Source organism: Paenibacillus sp. FSL H8-0034, assembly GCF_038000305.1.
Classification (GTDB): Bacteria; Bacillota; Bacilli; order Paenibacillales; family NBRC-103111; genus Paenibacillus_S.
On record NZ_JBBOBS010000001.1, the window covers coordinates 753,892 to 770,776 of the forward strand.

A 16,885-nucleotide genomic window follows, 5' to 3' on the forward strand; every position below is an offset into this window, starting at 1 on the left:
TTTGATGGATACGATTATAATAAAGCTAACAATTGAAATCAGCAGGGAGATTACAGATGGCTAAGCAAAAAACAAAATTCTGCTGTCAGGAATGCGGATACGATTCGCCCAAATGGTTAGGAAAGTGTCCGGGTTGTCAAGCTTGGAATACGTTTGTAGAAGAAATAGAAACCATATCCAAAACACAGATGACACATTCTTCTTTACTCCATACGAAAGAAAAGGCAGTATCGATCATAAATATAAAAAGTGGAGAGGAACAGCGCATCCTAACGGGTAATAAAGAGTTGAACCGTGTACTGGGAGGAGGCTTGGTGCCCGGTTCCTTGCTTCTGGTTGGTGGCGACCCTGGTATTGGTAAATCAACGCTGCTGCTGCAAACCTCGCATGATCTGACGCAGGTGGGAAAAAAAGTTCTCTATGTTTCCGGAGAAGAATCGATACGCCAAACCAAGCTTCGGGCTGATCGGTTGAATGCGTCCTCGGAGATGCTGTATGTACTTTGTGAAACGAACCTGGAGCTGATAGAGGAGTCTATTGCAGAGGTTCAACCGGACTTTCTGGTGATCGATTCGATCCAAACGGTATACCATCCGGCTGTAACCTCGGCTCCTGGAAGTGTATCCCAAGTTAGAGAATGCACAGGCCATTTTATGCGAATTGCCAAAATCAAAGGTATTGCCACGGTGCTTGTGGGTCATGTTACTAAGGAAGGGGCAATTGCCGGCCCGCGGATGCTCGAACATATGGTCGATTGTGTTCTCTACTTTGAGGGAGAACGGCACCACTCCTATCGGCTTCTCCGTGCGGTGAAAAATCGGTTTGGATCAACGAACGAAATCGGTATTTTTGAGATGCGGGAAACCGGCTTGGTTGAGGTAAGCAATCCGTCGGAGTTATTTTTATCGGAAAGGCCGCTTGGGGTTGCCGGCTCTACGGTTGTCGCCAGCATGGAGGGAACGAGACCCGTTCTTGTAGAACTCCAGGCTCTCGTATCGTCAACAAATTTTCCTTCACCGCGGCGGATGGCTACAGGCATCGATCATAATCGTCTCGCTTTAATTATCGCAGTATTGGAAAAGCGGATGGGCATGTTTTTGCAAAATCAGGATGCCTATGTCAATGTTGCCGGTGGCATTAAGCTGGATGAACCTGCTGTTGATTTAGCCATAGCGGTTAGTATCGCCTCCAGTCTCAGAGACCAGCCAACTCAGCCTTTTGATGTCGTATTTGGCGAAGTCGGGTTAACGGGTGAGGTACGCGGAGTTTCCCGTGTCGATCAGCGAGTCAGGGAAGCTGAGAAACTTGGTTTTCGCAGAGTAATAGTCCCTGAGAAAAGCCTGAAGGGCTGGACACCGCCCACGGGTATAGAAATCATAGGCGTAAACACAGTATCAGAAGCATTAAAAGCAGCACTAGGATAGATGTAAAAACAGGGCCGGCAGGGAGGAACAACATGAGCAAGGAAGAAGTAAAGAGAGATGTAATGAACCAGCTATTGCAATTAGTTGCGCCAGGCACTGCTTTTAGAGCTGGGCTCGACAACGTGCTTAGTGCCAAGACCGGAGCCTTGATTGTTGTCGGCTACAGTCCGGAAGTGATGGAGCTGGTTGACGGCGGTTTTTCGATTAATTGTGATTTTTCTCCCAACTATTTATATGAACTGGCCAAGATGGACGGAGCGATTATTCTTAGTGAAGATGTGAAAATGATTTTGTATGCCAATACCCAGCTGATACCGGACTCCACCATTTCCTCCTCTGAGACGGGAATACGGCATCGTACGGCTGAACGTGTAGCGAAGCAAACCTCCAAGCTTGTGGTATCTATCTCACAGAGACGTAATGTTATCACCCTGTATCAAGGAAACCTGCGCTATTCGTTAAAAGACATAGGCGTTATTCTTACCAAAGCTAATCAAGCGATTCAGACGCTGGAAAAATATAAATCAGTGCTAGACCAGGCTCTGACCAACCTGGGCGCCTCTGAATTTGAAGAACTGGTTGCACTGCATGATGTGACCAATGTTATTCAACGGGTTGAGATGGTGCTGCGCATCAAGGCTGAAATCAAGCGATACATTGTGGAGCTTGGAACCGAAGGAAGACTCATCAGCATGCAGCTTGAAGAGCTGGTAGGTACAATAGAATACGATGCTTATTTGCTGCTCAAGGATTATGTGAAGGATTTGAATGAGGACAAAATCAAGGATTTGACCAACAGCCTCAAACGGTTGGCATCCGAAGAGATGCTTGACCATTATCATGTGGCTCGACTGCTCGGCTATCCAACTGCCAGCAACAGCGCTGAAGAAACCGTTTCCCCAAGGGGCTATCGTGTGCTGCACAAGATTCCACGGATGCCCTCTACGATCATTCAAAATGTTGTGGAACGGTTTGGACGCCTCCCTCATTTGATGATGGCTACGATCGGCGAATTAGACGAGGTGGAAGGAATTGGAGAGGTTCGGGCAAGGACAATCAAAGAAGGTTTGAAAAGAATCAAGGACCAAGTATTCATTGACAGACACATTTAGCTTGCAAACAATCAGTGGGTGCCTTAATATAGTAAGAAGTATTAGGGTAAAGTAAAACCAGAGGTGGACAAAACATGCTGACAAAATCTCTTCCCAATATTTTCACAATAGGAAATCTATTTTTGGGAATTATCGCGATCATTCTCGTTTTCAATAAGCAACCGGACTTAGCTGCTATTATGGTAATCATTGCCATGCTTCTGGATGGTTTGGATGGACGAGTTGCTCGAGCGTTGAACGTACAAAGTGAATTTGGTAAAGAATTGGATTCCTTATCCGATGTCATTTCGTTTGGTGTAGCACCGGCTTTTATTATGTATGTTGTGGCTTTTACAGAGTTAAATGCCGCGACAGCCTGGATTGCAACTGCAGCGTTTCCAATTTGTGGTGCACTTCGTCTGGCACGGTTTAACGTGATTGCGGGTACTCCGGGCTATTTTATCGGCTTGCCGATTCCGGCTGCTGGTGGTGTCCTGTGTACATTGGCGCTCTTTCACAATGAATTAAATACGTTTGTACTCGTTCTGAGTACATTGTTGTTATCTTATTTGATGGTAAGTACAGTCAAATACCCTAATTTCAAAAAAATGGGCATTCCCAAGAAAGCGATCTGGATTACACCGGTTGTTGTGATCATCGCCGTTGTTGTTGCCATTCAATTTCCAGGCACGTTATCTAAAATGATTTTTGTACCGCTGCTGCTGTATGCGCTGTACGGCTTAAAAAAAAACGCTGAACGACTGTTTACAAAGCGTAAAAGATCACGTAAATCCGGTGATGATGTGAAGCCGGAAACTCCATCTCTTTAAAATAAGTCGAAAATGAAAAGCATTTATTTTCCGTATTCGGAATTTAAATGCTTTTTTTGTTTTTTTTACATAACTGAGGATTAGGCAGCAAGCTTTTGGTTCATAATGTTAACGAACCTGAACGTATGAAAAGGAGCATGGAGGTGACCCTATTGATGAAAAAATGGTTTCAATGTGTTTTTGCCGTTATTGGAGGTCTATTGAGTTTTGAGTGGAGTGCTATCGTTGGTAAACCTCTTTTTGGTATGCTGGATACCGCTTTTGGTATCAAGGAAGTAGCAGGACAAGGCTATTGGATGATGGTTATTGGGGTTTTGATATTTTATGGGATAGGCGCTTGGGTAGCTGATTATGGATGGAAGCTTTTGCAGCGCGCAGAGAAGTGGATTGGACATATCCCTATTGCTGATTTGATATCGGGTATACTTGGGCTCGGAGTAGGTTTGCTGCTGACAGTCAACCTGCTGACACCTTTTGAGCAAGCTGGCTTATTATCTCCATTCTTGCATACGGTATTGACCGCGATGCTGGGTTTTGTAGGATTTCGTCTGGGTTACGCCAAACGTGAGGAATTCATCAGTTTGCTGACCAAAAGCCGTTCCTCCAGAGAACGTGCAGCAGCAGGCGAAGTGAAGGGCTTTGAGGAACATAAAATTTTGGATACCAGTGTCATTATCGACGGCCGCATTGCCGACATTTGCAAAACCGGATTTATTGAGGGGACGCTCGTTATTCCTGAGTTTGTGTTGGAGGAGCTGCAGCATATTGCGGATTCATCTGATTTGCTTAAAAGGAACCGTGGTCGCCGTGGGCTGGATATTTTGAACAAAATCCAAAAGGAACTAGATGTGAAGGTGCTGATCTATGAAGGAGATTTTGAAGAGATTTCCGAAGTGGACAGTAAACTGGTCAAGCTCGCCAAGGTACTGCAGGGCAAAGTAATCACCAATGATTTTAATTTGAATAAAGTGTGCGAGCTGCAAGGGGTATCGGTGCTCAATATCAATGATTTGGCAAATGCAGTTAAACCGGTCGTGCTTCCGGGAGAGGAAATTTTGGTCCAGGTCATTAAGGACGGCAAGGAGCACGGACAAGGTGTTGCTTACCTGGATGACGGTACGATGATTGTTGTGGAAGGTGGACGGGAGTTCATCGGGACGACGCTTGAAGTGATGGTAACCAGTGTGCTGCAGACCTCTGCCGGCCGAATGATTTTTGCCAAACCGAAATTATTGGAAAAAGCACTCTGAAACGTTTATGATAGAGGAGTGCAGTACCTTTGAAACCATGTTGGGAACAGAATGACACCAGCAGTGTAAGGGTGAGAAGGCGCTAGGATGCAGACGGCAGGTGAATAAAATAAATGAATCAACTGGCGGTTGTTGTGGTGGCTGCGGGCAAAGGATCGCGAATGCAAACCGTAGAAAGCAAACAGTTTCTGATTTTAGATGGAAAGCCGATTCTTGTACATACATTGAGTCTTTTTCAAAAGATGGAACAGGTTAACTCCATCGTACTCGTAACGGGTGCCGATGATGTAGAGCGCTGTAGGGGCTATATGAAGCAGTATGGGCTGTCCAAGGTGCAATCGGTTGTCGCAGGTGGCCAAGAACGGCAGGACTCCGTTTACAAAGGTTTACAGATGTTGGCAAAGGATACGGAATGGGTATTGGTGCATGATGGTGTCCGGCCTTTTACAGCCAAGGAGCATATTATCGCTTGCTGGCATAAAGCAATGGAAACGGGAGCGGCTGTTCTGGCAGTGCCCGTTAAGGATACGATTAAAGTAGTTGACACGACGGGAAAGATTCAATCCACACCTGATCGTCGAAGCTTGTGGGCTATTCAAACCCCACAGGCTTTTCGCTTTTCATTGCTGCTGGAAGCTTATGAGCAGGCAAAAAAGATAGGATTTATCGGTACGGATGATGCCATGCTTGTTGAACAATTGGGCATAAGCGTTCAAGTTGTAGAAGCGGACTATTACAATATTAAAATCACAACGCCGGAGGACCTGCCTTGGGCCAATTGGATTATCCATAATGTTAGGGGAGAGAAGCAATCATGATTCGAGTAGGACAGGGCTTTGACGTACACCAGCTGGTGGAAGGGCGTAAATGCATTATCGGTGGAATTGAAATTCCTTATGAAAAAGGACTGCTGGGTCACTCCGATGCGGATGTATTGCTGCATACGATCAGCGATGCGATACTTGGAGCACTTGGCATGGGAGATATCGGCAAGCATTTTCCGGATACGGATGAGGCATTCAAGGATGCCGATAGCTACCAGCTATTGGTGCAGGTATGGCAGTTGGCCAAAGAGGCGGGCTACAAGCTGGGAAATATCGATTCAACGATTATTGCCCAGAAGCCTAAGATGGCTCCCTATATTCCGGCAATGGTGGACCGTATTGCTCAAGCACTGGAAGCGGAGCCTTCACAGGTCAATGTCAAAGCGACCACTACCGAACAGTTGGGTTTTACAGGACGCGGTGAAGGAATTGCTTCACAATCGGTTGTTTGTCTAATAAGAAATGTGCTATCATAACAACTATTATTATTAGGTTAACGGTTTTTAATACAGGAGAGGAGCCATTATGATGTCAGATCATTTGCGTGTAAGATATGCGCCAAGCCCAACCGGTCAATTACATATAGGTGGAGCGCGAACAGCATTATTCAATTATTTGATGGCTCGTAAAGATGGCGGACAATTTATTATTCGCTTCGAGGATACCGATCAAAGCCGCCATATTGAGTCCGGAGTCAGCAATCAACTGGATGGATTAAAGTGGCTTGGTTTGGATTGGGATGAGAGTCTCGACATTGGTGGCGAGTACGGACCTTACCGTCAAATGGAGCGTCTGGATTTGTACAAGCCTTTCGTGGAGCAGCTTCTTGCAGGCGGACATGCCTATCCCTGTTATTGTTCCGAGGAGGAGCTGGAGCAGGAGCGTGCCGAGCAGGAAGCAAGAGGGGAAATGCCCCGTTATTCAGGAAAGGGCCGTTATTTAACTGCGGAACAAATTGCTGCTTATGAGGCTGAAGGACGTAAGCCGTCGATACGGTTCCGTGTGCCCGAGGGTCGTCTGATCGCTTTTAAGGATCGGATTCGTGAGCATGTGGAATTTGAATCCGATGGGATTGGCGACTTCATCATTGTACGCGCGGACGGAATCCCGACCTACAATTTTGCTGTTATTCTGGATGATCATTTGATGAAAATTAACCTTGTTATTCGCGGCGAGGAGCATTTGTCGAATACGCCAAGACAGATTCTGATGTATGAAGCACTGGGATTGCCGATACCGGAATTTGCTCATTTGTCGATCATATTAAATCCAGACCGCAAGAAAATGAGCAAGCGCGACGAGTCGATCGTCCAGTTTATTGGCCAATACCGCGATTTGGGTTATTTGCCTGAAGCGGTGCTGAACTTTATTACTTTACTCGGATGGTCTCCAGTAGGCGAAGAAGAGATTTTCACCAAAGAAGAAATTATTGCCCAATTCGATCTAAGCCGTGTGTCCAAAAGCCCTGCGGTATTTGATATGGACAAGCTGAACTGGATGAACAACCATTATATGAAAAAAACGGAGCTGTCTCGTGTTGTGGAGCTTTCGCTGCCGCATTTGCAAACTGCCGGACTGGTTCCGCAGATATTGAGCTCCGAGCAGGAAGATTGGATTAACAAGCTTGTAGGCTTGAATCAAGACCGGATGCAGTACGCTGGAGAGATTGTTCAGCTGAGCCAAATCTTTTTCCAGGAAGATGTATCCTATGAGGAAGAAGAAGCAAAGGCCATCTTGGCTGAAGAGTATGCGCCGATTGTCATTCGCGGGTTCCTGGACGAAGTGGAGCGTGCTGAAGTCTTTGAAGCAGAGCTTATTCCAGCTATGCTGAAAGCTGTCCAGAAGGCCACAGGCTATAAAGGCAAGCCGCTTTTTATGTCGATTCGTGTTGCCTTAACAGGTCAAACGCATGGTCCTGACCTCAATATGACCGTGTTTTTGCTGGGAAAAGAAAAGGTTGTTGCACGTTTGAACAAATTATTGTAAACCGAATGCTTTTTCGTTATACTAATCCTAATATAACAATCGTGGCGTAGATCAGGAGAGTACAATCGAGTTAGGGTTTTACAGAGAGGACAACCGCGGCCATACAGCCCGAGCTGAAAGCTGTCCATATCCTGTCGCTTGGAAATGCACCTGGGAGCCGTATTGACGAGCTGCTTCAGATGGCTGCCTATAACGGGCACAGCTGAAGTCAAGGTAGTCTTACCGTACCTGTTCACGTTACGAACAGTTGAGATGGATAGGATGTTGCTGTCCAAGCAGAGTGGAACCGCGACTTTTTCGCCTCTGCAGCCTTCATGGCTGTGGGGGCTTTTCTATGTGTACAGCTTGTTGGTCAGCCTACGACAAGAAGGAAAGCAGGTGGAGTGGCTTGTTAAAGTTCATGCAAGAAGATATCTCGACGATATTCGAAAATGACCCGGCGGCTCGCAGCTGGTTTGAAGTGGTCTTTACTTATTCAGGACTGCATGCGCTATGGGCGCATCGTGTGGCACACCACCTGTATAAAAACCATTGGTATACGATTGCCAGAGTGATATCTCAATGGAGCCGTTTCATGACCGGAATTGAGATTCATCCGGGAGCTGTTATTGGCCGTCGTTTTTTCATCGATCACGGTATGGGGGTAATTATCGGAGAGACATGCGAAATTGGCGATGATGTCGTGCTCTATCAAGGAGTAACCCTTGGAGGCACCGGTAAGGAAAAAGGAAAACGCCACCCGACGATCGGCAGCAACGTGGTGATTGCCTCTGGAGCCAAGGTGTTAGGCTCTTTTCTTGTAGGCGATAATTCACGCATAGGCTCCAATGCGGTTGTACTCAGTGAGGTGCCGCCCAATAGTACAGTTGTAGGTATACCTGGACGAATCGTGAAGCGGGATGGGGTTCGTGTGGGACGGTTGGATCATAATAATTTGCCCGATCCGGTTATCGATATGTTTCGACAGCTGCAGCAGCAGATTGATGATTTGAAATTGGAAGTAGAGACGATCAAACAGACAAGTGGAGGTAGCCAGGATCATGGTGCTTAAAATTTATAATACACTAACAAGAGCAAAGGATGAATTTCAGCCTCTCGAGTCTGGAAAAGTAAAAATGTACGTATGTGGTCCGACCGTATATGATTACATCCATATAGGGAATGCACGTCCGATGGTGTTCTTTGATGTCGTTCGGAGATATTTGGAATCCATCAACTATGAAGTCAATTATGTTGTCAATTTTACCGATGTGGACGATAAGCTGATTAAAAAAGCGGCGCAAATGGAATTATCCGTCCCTGAAGTGGCCGATATGTTTATTCAAAAGTTTTATGAGGATACGGAAGGCTTAGGCATCCGCAGAGCCACATTAAACCCACGTGTAACCGAGAATATTGACGAAATTATCGCATTCATTGAGGGTCTTTTTGAAAAAGACTTCGCTTATGAGCGCGGTGGTGATGTATATTTCCGTACAACGCAGTTCACAGAATACGGCAAGCTGTCGCATCAAAATCTGGATGAATTGCAATTCGGCATCCGTGTAGAGGTTGACGACCGCAAGGAAAATCCCCAGGATTTTGTACTTTGGAAGGCTGCCAAGCCAGACGAAATCTCATGGGACAGTCCATGGGGCCAGGGACGACCTGGCTGGCATATCGAATGCTCCGCGATGGTTCGCAAATATTTAGGTGATACGATCGACATCCACGGGGGAGGGCAGGATCTGCAGTTCCCTCATCATGAATGTGAAATTGCGCAATCTGAATGCTTGACCGGCCACCCTATGGCTAACTACTGGATGCATAATGGGTATATTAATATTGATAATGAAAAAATGTCGAAATCACTCGGAAATGGTGTCAATGTCCATCAGCTGTTACAAACGATCAGCCCGCAAACCTTGCGTTACTTCATGCTATCGGTGCATTATCGCAACCCGCTGAACTTCAGTGAAGAGACCATTGAGCAAGCCAACAATGGATTGGCGCGAATCGAGAATTGCCTGGCCAATATTAAGCATCGTCTGTCTACAGCTGGTGAAGGAGAGGTTGCCGAAGAAATCGCACACGCGGTAGCTGAAGTGCAGCGGCAATTTGAATTGAAAATGAATGATGACTTCAATACACCGGATGCGATTACGGCTGTATTTGAATTGGTTAGCGCAGCAAACCTGTATGTCCAGCAGGCAGAGGTGACACGCAGCTCGCTGCAGTTGTTACTGGAACGGTTTGAAACGATGGATAAGGTATTGGGGATATTAGCCCAACCAGCGGAGCAGCTGCTGGATCAGGAAATCGAACAATTGATTATTGATCGCACGGAAGCACGCAAGTCCAAGAACTGGGCGCGTGCGGATGAAATCCGTGATCTGTTAACGGAAAAGGGGATCACACTGGAGGATACGGCACAAGGTATTCGTTGGCGGAGGAAATAATGAGCCAAGAACCTTTTTTTATGGAGACCGATTTATTTTGCTTCCCTCCCGCCAAAGAACCAAAGCTGCTGGGTCCAATCGTACTCGCCTATATAGGGGATGCGATCTATGAGGTATTTATTCGACAATACGTCATTTCAATGGCCAATCAACGACCGAATCATTTGCATCGTTTGTCAACACAATATGTTTCGGCGAGGGCGCAGGCCAAAAATCTGCAGCGTCTCATGCCGTTACTAACCGAAGAGGAAGCGGATATCGTCAAGCGTGGACGTAATGCCAAGTCAGGGACATCAGCGAAAAATGCAGATATATTGGAATATCGCCACAGTACGGCATTCGAATGCTTGCTTGGCTACTTATATTACACGAAGCAGTTGGAAAGGCTTCAATACATCATGATGCAAACAATTGAACCTAATCAGCAGGACGCAAAATGACGATGGCAATTAGTTAAAGCCAGCTTTTGCATAAAGGAGAGCATGAACATGGAGGAAGAAGAATATATTGCCGGCAAGCATTCGGTGCTTGAGGCTTTGCGTTCAGGACGAACGATTAATAAAATATGGGTCGCTGAGGGCGCCCAAAAGCAATTGACTCAGCCGATCGTAACCGAGGCTAAACAAAAGGGGATCATTGTCCAATTTGTGGACAAGCGCAAGCTTGACCAGATGGTCGATGAGGTGCCGCATCAAGGTGTTGTCGCTCAGGTTGCCGCGTATGCTTATGTGGAAATTGAAGATATTCTGGAATATGCGAAAAGTCGCAATGAGGAGCCATTTATCCTTATTTTGGACGAGATTGAGGACCCGCATAATCTGGGTTCGATTCTTCGATCTGCTGACTGTACGGGGGTGCATGGGGTTATCATTCCCAAGCGCAGAGCGGTAGGTTTGACGGCTGCTGTATCCAAAACCTCGGCGGGAGCTGTGGAGTACGTTCGAGTGGCGCGGGTGACGAATTTGGCGCAAACGATCGAGCAATTAAAAGAACGTGGCGTATGGGTAGCGGGTACGGATGTTGCTGCCAATCAACCCATTTATCAGACCAATCTGACCATTCCGCTCGCTATCGTCATAGGGAATGAGAATAAAGGCGTAGGCAGATTAATCAAAGAAAAATGTGATTTCCTGCTCAAGCTTCCTATGTTCGGACACGTCAATTCGTTGAATGCCTCCGTAGCTGCATCCGTCTTTATGTACGAGGTAGTCCGTCAGCGGCTTGCTGTGAAATAGATGGTAGCTCCGGCATTCAAGGAGTTTCTCATTGTGGACGGATACAACATTATTGGAGATTGGCCCGAGCTGCAGAAGCTTAAGGATATTAGCCTGGAGGATGCGCGTGACCGATTAATCGAGCTGCTGGCTGAATATCAATCCTTTTCCGGTATCAAAGTACTGCTGGTGTTCGATGCCTACTATGTGCCCGGCCTGGGCGGCAAGTATGAACACAGCAAGCTGCGAATTTATTATACGAAGGAAAAGGAGACGGCGGATGAACTGATTGAACGCCTGGTTACCGAGCATGTGGGGCGGCGCAAGCAGATCTATGTGGCCACCTCCGATATGACCGAGCAGAATGTGATTTTTGGAAAAGGTGCATTTCGTATTCCGGCCAGTGAGCTTCTGGTGAAGGTCAAGCATGCCAAGCGGGAAATTGATAACAAAATCGAGCAGGACACGTCGCGAAGGCGTAATACATTTGACAGCAAGCTAAGCAGCGAGATGAAAGATCTCTTTGAAAAATGGCGCAGAGGCCGATGACGATAGAATGAATAAAGCCCATGCTATCGTGAATTCGGTTGACGATAATAGATTACATAATGTATACTTATCCTATCTTTTAGGATCAAGTAGATTATGAGTCTTGCCTAGGCCGGAGGGATTATTTTGAGTGTCGACCTCAAAGAATTGAGAATGTGCGAATACGACCTCAAGGCAGATGAAGACATTGTCGAAGCGGTCCGCGAAGGGGATAGCGACGCATTGGAGTACTTGATTAACAAGTATAAAAACTTCGTTCGCGCCAAAGCACGCTCCTATTTTCTAATAGGTGCTGACAGGGAAGATATCGTGCAAGAAGGTATGATAGGTTTATATAAATCGATACGTGACTTTCGTGGAGACAAGCTGGCCTCCTTCAAAGCCTTTGCTGAACTTTGCATCACCCGTCAAATCATTACGGCGATCAAAACCGCAACCCGCCAGAAGCATATTCCTCTCAACTCCTATGTTTCGCTCGATAAACCGATTTATGATGAAGACTCCGATCGAACCCTGCTTGATGTCATCTGCGGATCACGTGTGACCGATCCTGAGGAATTGATTATTAACCAAGAAGAATTCAGCGGGTTGGAAGATAAAATGGGTGAAATTTTAAGCGATCTGGAACGCAGAGTGCTGATGCTATATTTAGACGGCCGTTCCTATCAGGAAATTGCAGTAGATCTGGATCGTCATGTGAAGTCGATTGATAATGCTTTGCAGCGTGTCAAGCGAAAGCTGGAACGGTATTTGGAAGTTAGAGATGCAAGGTAAAGCGCCTGTTGATGATGCGGTGCTTTATTTTTTTTGCTAGTTTAGTTTCCCAATACTTCGTATATACTGGTAAATAGGTTTTCCTTGACATGAAAATAGCGCTATGCTAAAGTAATCAGGTAGCCTTAAAACTGGTAGGCTTTTTTTGCTCTTTTTAAGGATTCAAATATGAGGCTGGGACCGTAGGAGGTGTACATCATGCGGGTAATTATTACGTTAGCGTGCACGAACTGCAAGCAAAGGAACTATACGTCCAACAAAAATAAGCGCAACAACCCGGACCGCATGGAGTTGAAGAAGTTTTGTAAGTTTTGCAATGAACATACTGCTCATCGCGAAACTAGGTAGTTTCTTGGAGGTGTAGTTTTGTCATTTCTGGTTCGAATGAAGCGGAGCTTCGGTAACACATTTTCTTTTTTTGCGGACAGTTGGGCCGAATTAAAAAAAGTAAAATGGCCAAATCGTAAAGAGTTGATCAGCTATACGCTGGTTGTGCTGTTTACGGTTGCTTTTGTCACTGTTTATTTCTATGTGCTGGATTTGGGTATTTCTGAGCTGCTACGCCTTATTTTTAAATAAGCGGGAGTTATAGGTGGCGATTATGGAAATGGAAAAAAGATGGTACGTCGTACATACCTATTCCGGGTATGAAAACAAGGTCAAAGCAAACTTGGAAAAACGCGTTGAGTCTATGGATATGACTGACAAAATTTTTCGTGTTTTGGTTCCGATGGAAGAAGAAATTGTAAACAAGGACGGCAAGAAGAAAACGGTTATGCGTAAAGTATATCCGGGTTACGTGCTGGTTGAAATGGTTCAGACGGATGATTCGTGGTATGTCGTGCGTAATACGCCGGGTGTCACGGGCTTTGTCGGATCGACGGGATCAGGCTCGAAACCAACTGCTTTGCTTCCTGAAGAAGTGGAGGCCATTCTTAAGCATATGGGCATGGAAGAGCCTAAGCCTAAGATTGACTTCGAATTGAAGGAAACCGTACGTGTCAAAGAAGGTCCTTTTGCTAATTTTGTTGGATCCATTGAAGAAATTCTGGTCGACAAGAGCAAGCTGAAGGTACATGTCAACATGTTCGGAAGAGAAACGCCTTTGGAGCTTGACTACCATCAGGTAGAAAAGATCTAAAGGGTAATATCGTATACTAGCGCAAGGAGGTGTAACACAATGGCAAAAAAGGTTATTAAAATTGTTAAATTGCAAGTTAGTGCCGCTAAAGCGAATCCGGCTCCACCAATCGGTCCGGCTCTGGGTCAAGCAGGTGTTAACATCATGGCTTTTTGTAAGGAGTTTAACGCTCGTACTGCCGATCAAGCGGGTTTGATTATTCCTGTTGAAATCACAGTTTTCGAGGATCGTTCCTTTACATTCATCTGCAAAACGCCACCGGCTGCTGTATTGCTGCGCGTTGCTGCTGGAATTTCTAAAGGCTCCGGTGAACCGAACAAGAAGAAAGTTGCAACTGTAACAAGTGCGACAATCCGTGAAATCGCTGAACAAAAAATGCCTGACCTTAACGCTGCATCTGTTGAAGCTGCAATGCGTATGGTTGAAGGTACTGCACGCAGCATGGGCGTAGTTATCAAAGACTAGTTCCGTGCACAGTGGGAGGACATTCCGCTAATACCACTTAGGAGGATAACCAAATGGCTAAAGTAAGTAAAAAGTATGCAGAAGCAGTTAAACTGTTTGATGCAGAAGCTTTGTATGAAGCTAAAGAAGCAATTGAGCTTGTTAAAAAAGCGGCAACTGCTAAGTTTGATGAAACTGTTGAAGTAGCAGTTCGTCTGGGTGTAGACCCAAGAAAGCAAGACCAAGCTGTTCGTGGCGTTGTTGTATTGCCACACGGTACTGGTAAAACTAAACGTGTTCTTGTATTTGCCAAAGGTGATAAAGTAAGAGAAGCGGAAGCGGCTGGTGCTGATTTCGTAGGCGATCAAGACATGATTAACAAAATCCAACAAGGTTGGTTTGATTTTGATGTTTGCGTAGCAACTCCCGACATGATGAGTGAAGTGGGTAAGTTGGGTCGTATCTTGGGTGGTAAAGGTTTGATGCCTAACCCTAAAGCTGGTACCGTTACATTTGATGTAGCGAAAGCAGTTCAGGAGATCAAAGCAGGTAAAATCGAATACCGTTTGGATAAAGCCGGACAAATCCATGCTCCAATTGGCAAAGTTTCCTTTGATGACGAGAAGTTGGCTGAAAACTTCCGCGCATTGATCGATGCTTTGGTTAGAGCGAAGCCTGCTGCTGCTAAGGGTATCTACCTTAGAAACATCGCAGTTTCCTCAACAATGGGTCCTGCTGCTCGCGTTAACACACAAACATATAGATAAGTTGGATTGACTTTTTAGTAAGGTCATGATAACCTATTCTAGCTGATAATCGAATATGACTTACCGTAGACAGCAGGTGCTCATTTAGAGCTTAATGTCCTGCCGAGGTGTTATGATATAGAATCGGGTTTCTTTGTTCGACCAAAGATAACGTGAATCATCATGCCTTCGCAGCGTCTGCGGAGGCATCTTTACTTTTACGGATGCCTTCGTTTACGTGCTGAGTTCAGTTTTAAGATTATGCTTACGAAGATAACTTTCTTACGAAAGTTAAGATCATGCTTACGAAGAAAGCATCTTTACAGATGCTCTTAGGAGGTGCAAAAATGGCAAACACGAAAACAATTGAATTAAAAGCCGAGAAAGTGAATGTAGTAGCTGATAAATTAAAAGGCAGTTCTTGCACAATCGTAACGGATTACCGTGGATTGAACGTATCTCAAGTTACCGAACTTCGCAAACAATTGCGTGAGGCTGGTATTGAATTTCAAGTACTGAAAAACTCTTTGGCTAGACGCGCAACTGCAAGTGCTGACCTATCTGCACTGGATGAATTTTTGACCGGTCCTACGGCAATTGCATTCAGCAAAGATGACATCGTTTCTCCTGCCAAAATCTTAACGGATTTTGCTAAAAAGAACGACAAGCTTAGCGTTAAAGCAGGCGTTGTTGAAGGTAAAGTTGTTGGCTTTGATCAAATCAAAGCATTGGCGGATCTGCCTTCCAGAGAAGGTATGCTCTCCATGTTGCTTAGCGTTTTACAAGCTCCTGTTCGCAACTTCGCTCTTGCAGTTAAAGCTGTTGCAGAAAAGCAAGAAGCTTAATTTAAGAATAATAAATATTTCATAAAACAATTAACGGAGGTATACACAAATGAGTAAGGAAACAATCTTGGAAGAAATTAAAGCAATGACAATTTTGGAATTGAACGATCTTGTAAAAGCGATCGAGGAAGAATTCGGCGTTACTGCAGCAGCTCCAGTTGCTGTGGGCGGCGGCGCAGCAGTAGCTGAAGTTGCTGAGCAAACAGAATTTGACGTAATTTTGACAGGCGCTGGCGCTTCCAAAATCAACGTTATCAAAATCGTTCGTGAAATCACTGGTCTTGGCTTGAAAGAAGCTAAAGACGTGGTTGACGGCGCTCCAAAACCAATCAAAGAAAAAGTGGGCAAAGAAGAAGCAGAAGCTGTTAAAGCGAAACTTGAAGGCGCTGGCGCAACTGTAGAAGTTAAGTAATTTTTTGTCTTAAAACCCCTTGAAGTTTTTCTTCAAGGGGTTTTCCATTTCTATATAACTGATTTCGAAGAGGTGAAATTAGTGTCTGAGCATTACTATTCGCAAAAGCCGACAGCGGCACATGATCTCCACCAAATCCAGGAGACCTTACGCGGCCGTACCTATACATTTGTGACGGATGCAGGCGTTTTTTCCAAAAAAGGCGTGGATTATGGCTCTAAAGTACTGATCGAAAGTTTGCAAATTTCTGAAGGCAGCGAGATTCTTGATGTAGGCTGTGGTTATGGTCCGATGGGGATCGCGGCAGCAGGGCTGGCCATTCATGGAACAGTTACCATGGTTGATATTAATGAAAGAGCCGTGGAGCTTGCGCGAATGAATGCCGAACGCAACCGAGTGACGAATGTCGAAATTATGCAGAGTGATAAGCTGGATGCTGTCATGAATCGCACCTTTGATGTTGTCATTACGAATCCGCCTATTCGGGCAGGCAAGGAAACCGTCCATCAGATTTTTGAGCAAGCGCATCAAGTGCTGAGAGATGGAGGCAGTCTGTGGATTGTGATTCAAAAAAAGCAGGGGGCTCCATCTGCCTTTGCAAAGCTGGAAAGTTTATTTGCACACGTGCAGGAGATGGGCAAGGACAAAGGGTATCGAATCATCAAAGCGCAAAAGTAAATGCATATTTTTCACAAATATTATTGACTTGACATTTCCTTTATGTTATCATAATAAAATGTCAGCATTAAAGATGGGGTTTTTGTCTTTAGTTAGCTAAAATGTCAAGCGTTATTTTATCTTCGGTGAATAAAATTGACACTTTATACGTATAATGTGTAAATTTTAGGTGCACCATAGCAAAAGGTAAGGGAACTATCGGTTAAATGAATTTTATGCATGGAAAGCTTCTGTAAGAA

21 protein-coding genes and 1 other annotated feature are annotated in these 16,885 nt (G+C 45.3%); all 21 genes read left to right on the forward strand.

Going from position 1 to position 16,885, the window contains the following annotated elements; all coding sequences use genetic code 11:
- Window positions 1-56: 56 nt before the first annotated feature.
- The 21 genes from radA to NST47_RS03535 all read left to right on the forward strand — a co-directional run bounded on the left by radA (window position 57) and on the right by NST47_RS03535 (window position 16,646).
- Complete coding sequence (radA, locus tag NST47_RS03435; protein ID WP_076237542.1) at window positions 57-1,424, forward strand: DNA repair protein RadA; 1,368 nt, start codon at window positions 57-59, stop codon at window positions 1,422-1,424.
- A 32-nt stretch (window positions 1,425-1,456) separates the two neighbouring features.
- A complete protein-coding gene (gene disA / locus NST47_RS03440) occupies window positions 1,457-2,536 on the forward strand; it encodes a DNA integrity scanning diadenylate cyclase DisA (protein WP_076237541.1) in 1,080 nt (359 codons plus the stop codon).
- Window positions 2,537-2,610: 74 nt separating this feature from the next.
- Window positions 2,611-3,345: a CDP-diacylglycerol--serine O-phosphatidyltransferase gene (pssA, locus tag NST47_RS03445; RefSeq protein WP_076237540.1), complete on the forward strand. Its 735-nt coding sequence runs from the start codon at window positions 2,611-2,613 to the stop codon at window positions 3,343-3,345.
- Window positions 3,346-3,497: 152 nt separating this feature from the next.
- A complete protein-coding gene (locus tag NST47_RS03450) occupies window positions 3,498-4,595 on the forward strand; it encodes a PIN/TRAM domain-containing protein (RefSeq protein ID WP_341153931.1) in 1,098 nt (365 codons plus the stop codon).
- 113 nt (window positions 4,596-4,708) lie between these two features.
- Window positions 4,709-5,413 (forward strand): 2-C-methyl-D-erythritol 4-phosphate cytidylyltransferase, encoded by a 705-nt coding sequence (gene ispD / locus NST47_RS03455; RefSeq protein ID WP_341153932.1) that lies wholly within the window; start codon window positions 4,709-4,711, stop codon window positions 5,411-5,413.
- Window positions 5,410-5,895 (forward strand): 2-C-methyl-D-erythritol 2,4-cyclodiphosphate synthase, encoded by a 486-nt coding sequence (gene ispF / locus NST47_RS03460; protein WP_341153933.1) that lies wholly within the window; start codon window positions 5,410-5,412, stop codon window positions 5,893-5,895. The genes ispD and ispF overlap by 4 nt, the downstream gene beginning before the upstream one ends.
- Window positions 5,896-5,947: 52 nt before the next feature.
- Complete coding sequence (gene gltX / locus NST47_RS03465; protein WP_341153934.1) at window positions 5,948-7,405, forward strand: glutamate--tRNA ligase; 1,458 nt, start codon at window positions 5,948-5,950, stop codon at window positions 7,403-7,405.
- A gap of 400 nt (window positions 7,406-7,805) precedes the next feature.
- On the forward strand, window positions 7,806-8,456 hold the full coding sequence (gene cysE, locus NST47_RS03470) for a serine O-acetyltransferase (RefSeq protein ID WP_083689852.1): 651 nt from the start codon (window positions 7,806-7,808) through the stop codon (window positions 8,454-8,456).
- On the forward strand, window positions 8,446-9,843 hold the full coding sequence (cysS, locus tag NST47_RS03475) for a cysteine--tRNA ligase (protein ID WP_341153935.1): 1,398 nt from the start codon (window positions 8,446-8,448) through the stop codon (window positions 9,841-9,843). The genes cysE and cysS overlap by 11 nt, the downstream gene beginning before the upstream one ends.
- Entirely contained in the window at window positions 9,843-10,283 is a 441-nt protein-coding gene (locus NST47_RS03480; protein WP_341153936.1) for a Mini-ribonuclease 3, read from the forward strand. The genes cysS and NST47_RS03480 overlap by 1 nt, the downstream gene beginning before the upstream one ends.
- Before the next feature lie 48 nt (window positions 10,284-10,331).
- Window positions 10,332-11,078 (forward strand): 23S rRNA (guanosine(2251)-2'-O)-methyltransferase RlmB, encoded by a 747-nt coding sequence (gene rlmB, locus NST47_RS03485; protein WP_445667347.1) that lies wholly within the window; start codon window positions 10,332-10,334, stop codon window positions 11,076-11,078.
- Window positions 11,079-11,606, forward strand: coding sequence for an NYN domain-containing protein (locus NST47_RS03490; protein ID WP_076237527.1), 528 nt, complete (start codon window positions 11,079-11,081; stop codon window positions 11,604-11,606). It abuts the gene before it with no gap.
- Between the two features lie 126 nt (window positions 11,607-11,732).
- Complete coding sequence (gene sigH / locus NST47_RS03495) at window positions 11,733-12,380, forward strand: RNA polymerase sporulation sigma factor SigH (RefSeq protein WP_076237524.1); 648 nt, start codon at window positions 11,733-11,735, stop codon at window positions 12,378-12,380.
- A gap of 198 nt (window positions 12,381-12,578) precedes the next feature.
- A complete protein-coding gene (gene rpmG / locus NST47_RS03500) occupies window positions 12,579-12,728 on the forward strand; it encodes a 50S ribosomal protein L33 (RefSeq protein ID WP_028552031.1) in 150 nt (49 codons plus the stop codon).
- 18 nt (window positions 12,729-12,746) lie between these two features.
- Window positions 12,747-12,959, forward strand: a complete 213-nt coding sequence (secE, locus tag NST47_RS03505) for a preprotein translocase subunit SecE (RefSeq protein WP_076237522.1) — start codon at window positions 12,747-12,749, stop codon at window positions 12,957-12,959.
- 28 nt (window positions 12,960-12,987) lie between these two features.
- Window positions 12,988-13,521: a transcription termination/antitermination protein NusG gene (gene nusG, locus NST47_RS03510; RefSeq protein ID WP_076237548.1), complete on the forward strand. Its 534-nt coding sequence runs from the start codon at window positions 12,988-12,990 to the stop codon at window positions 13,519-13,521.
- 39 nt (window positions 13,522-13,560) lie between these two features.
- Window positions 13,561-13,986, forward strand: a complete 426-nt coding sequence (rplK, locus tag NST47_RS03515; protein ID WP_341153938.1) for a 50S ribosomal protein L11 — start codon at window positions 13,561-13,563, stop codon at window positions 13,984-13,986.
- 53 nt (window positions 13,987-14,039) lie between these two features.
- Window positions 14,040-14,732 carry a 50S ribosomal protein L1 gene (gene rplA / locus NST47_RS03520; RefSeq protein ID WP_076237517.1) on the forward strand — a complete coding sequence of 231 codons (693 nt, stop codon included), beginning with the start codon at window positions 14,040-14,042 and terminating at the stop codon, window positions 14,730-14,732.
- Window positions 14,733-14,777: 45 nt separating this feature from the next.
- Window positions 14,778-14,935: a sequence feature (ribosomal protein L10 leader region), on the forward strand.
- A 123-nt stretch (window positions 14,936-15,058) separates the two neighbouring features.
- Entirely contained in the window at window positions 15,059-15,556 is a 498-nt protein-coding gene (gene rplJ / locus NST47_RS03525; protein ID WP_240421582.1) for a 50S ribosomal protein L10, read from the forward strand.
- Window positions 15,557-15,605: 49 nt separating this feature from the next.
- Window positions 15,606-15,968: a 50S ribosomal protein L7/L12 gene (gene rplL, locus NST47_RS03530; RefSeq protein WP_076237511.1), complete on the forward strand. Its 363-nt coding sequence runs from the start codon at window positions 15,606-15,608 to the stop codon at window positions 15,966-15,968.
- 81 nt (window positions 15,969-16,049) lie between these two features.
- The gene (locus tag NST47_RS03535) at window positions 16,050-16,646 is read left to right on the forward strand and encodes a class I SAM-dependent methyltransferase (RefSeq protein ID WP_341159599.1); all 597 of its coding nucleotides are present in this window, start codon (window positions 16,050-16,052) and stop codon (window positions 16,644-16,646) included.
- Window positions 16,647-16,885: the final 239 nt, after the last annotated feature.

Bases quoted from the DNA above. Each gene is read 5' to 3' on its own strand.
- radA (WP_076237542.1), top strand. From the start codon at position 57: ATGGCTAAGCAAAAAACAAAATTCTGCTGTCAGGAATGCGGATACGAT.
- rplJ (WP_240421582.1), top strand. From the start codon at position 15,059: ATGGCAAACACGAAAACAATTGAATTAAAAGCCGAGAAAGTGAATGTA.
- cysS (WP_341153935.1), top strand. From the start codon at position 8,446: ATGGTGCTTAAAATTTATAATACACTAACAAGAGCAAAGGATGAATTT.
- pssA (WP_076237540.1), top strand. From the start codon at position 2,611: ATGCTGACAAAATCTCTTCCCAATATTTTCACAATAGGAAATCTATTT.
- rplK (WP_341153938.1), top strand. From the start codon at position 13,561: ATGGCAAAAAAGGTTATTAAAATTGTTAAATTGCAAGTTAGTGCCGCT.
- nusG (WP_076237548.1), top strand. From the start codon at position 12,988: ATGGAAAAAAGATGGTACGTCGTACATACCTATTCCGGGTATGAAAAC.
- rplL (WP_076237511.1), top strand. From the start codon at position 15,606: ATGAGTAAGGAAACAATCTTGGAAGAAATTAAAGCAATGACAATTTTG.
- rplA (WP_076237517.1), top strand. From the start codon at position 14,040: ATGGCTAAAGTAAGTAAAAAGTATGCAGAAGCAGTTAAACTGTTTGAT.
- rpmG (WP_028552031.1), top strand. From the start codon at position 12,579: ATGCGGGTAATTATTACGTTAGCGTGCACGAACTGCAAGCAAAGGAAC.
- cysE (WP_083689852.1), top strand. From the start codon at position 7,806: ATGCAAGAAGATATCTCGACGATATTCGAAAATGACCCGGCGGCTCGC.
- gltX (WP_341153934.1), top strand. From the start codon at position 5,948: ATGTCAGATCATTTGCGTGTAAGATATGCGCCAAGCCCAACCGGTCAA.
- ispD (WP_341153932.1), top strand. From the start codon at position 4,709: ATGAATCAACTGGCGGTTGTTGTGGTGGCTGCGGGCAAAGGATCGCGA.
- rlmB (WP_445667347.1), top strand. From the start codon at position 10,332: ATGGAGGAAGAAGAATATATTGCCGGCAAGCATTCGGTGCTTGAGGCT.
- disA (WP_076237541.1), top strand. From the start codon at position 1,457: ATGAGCAAGGAAGAAGTAAAGAGAGATGTAATGAACCAGCTATTGCAA.
- ispF (WP_341153933.1), top strand. From the start codon at position 5,410: ATGATTCGAGTAGGACAGGGCTTTGACGTACACCAGCTGGTGGAAGGG.
- NST47_RS03490 (WP_076237527.1), top strand. From the start codon at position 11,079: ATGGTAGCTCCGGCATTCAAGGAGTTTCTCATTGTGGACGGATACAAC.
- NST47_RS03480 (WP_341153936.1), top strand. From the start codon at position 9,843: ATGAGCCAAGAACCTTTTTTTATGGAGACCGATTTATTTTGCTTCCCT.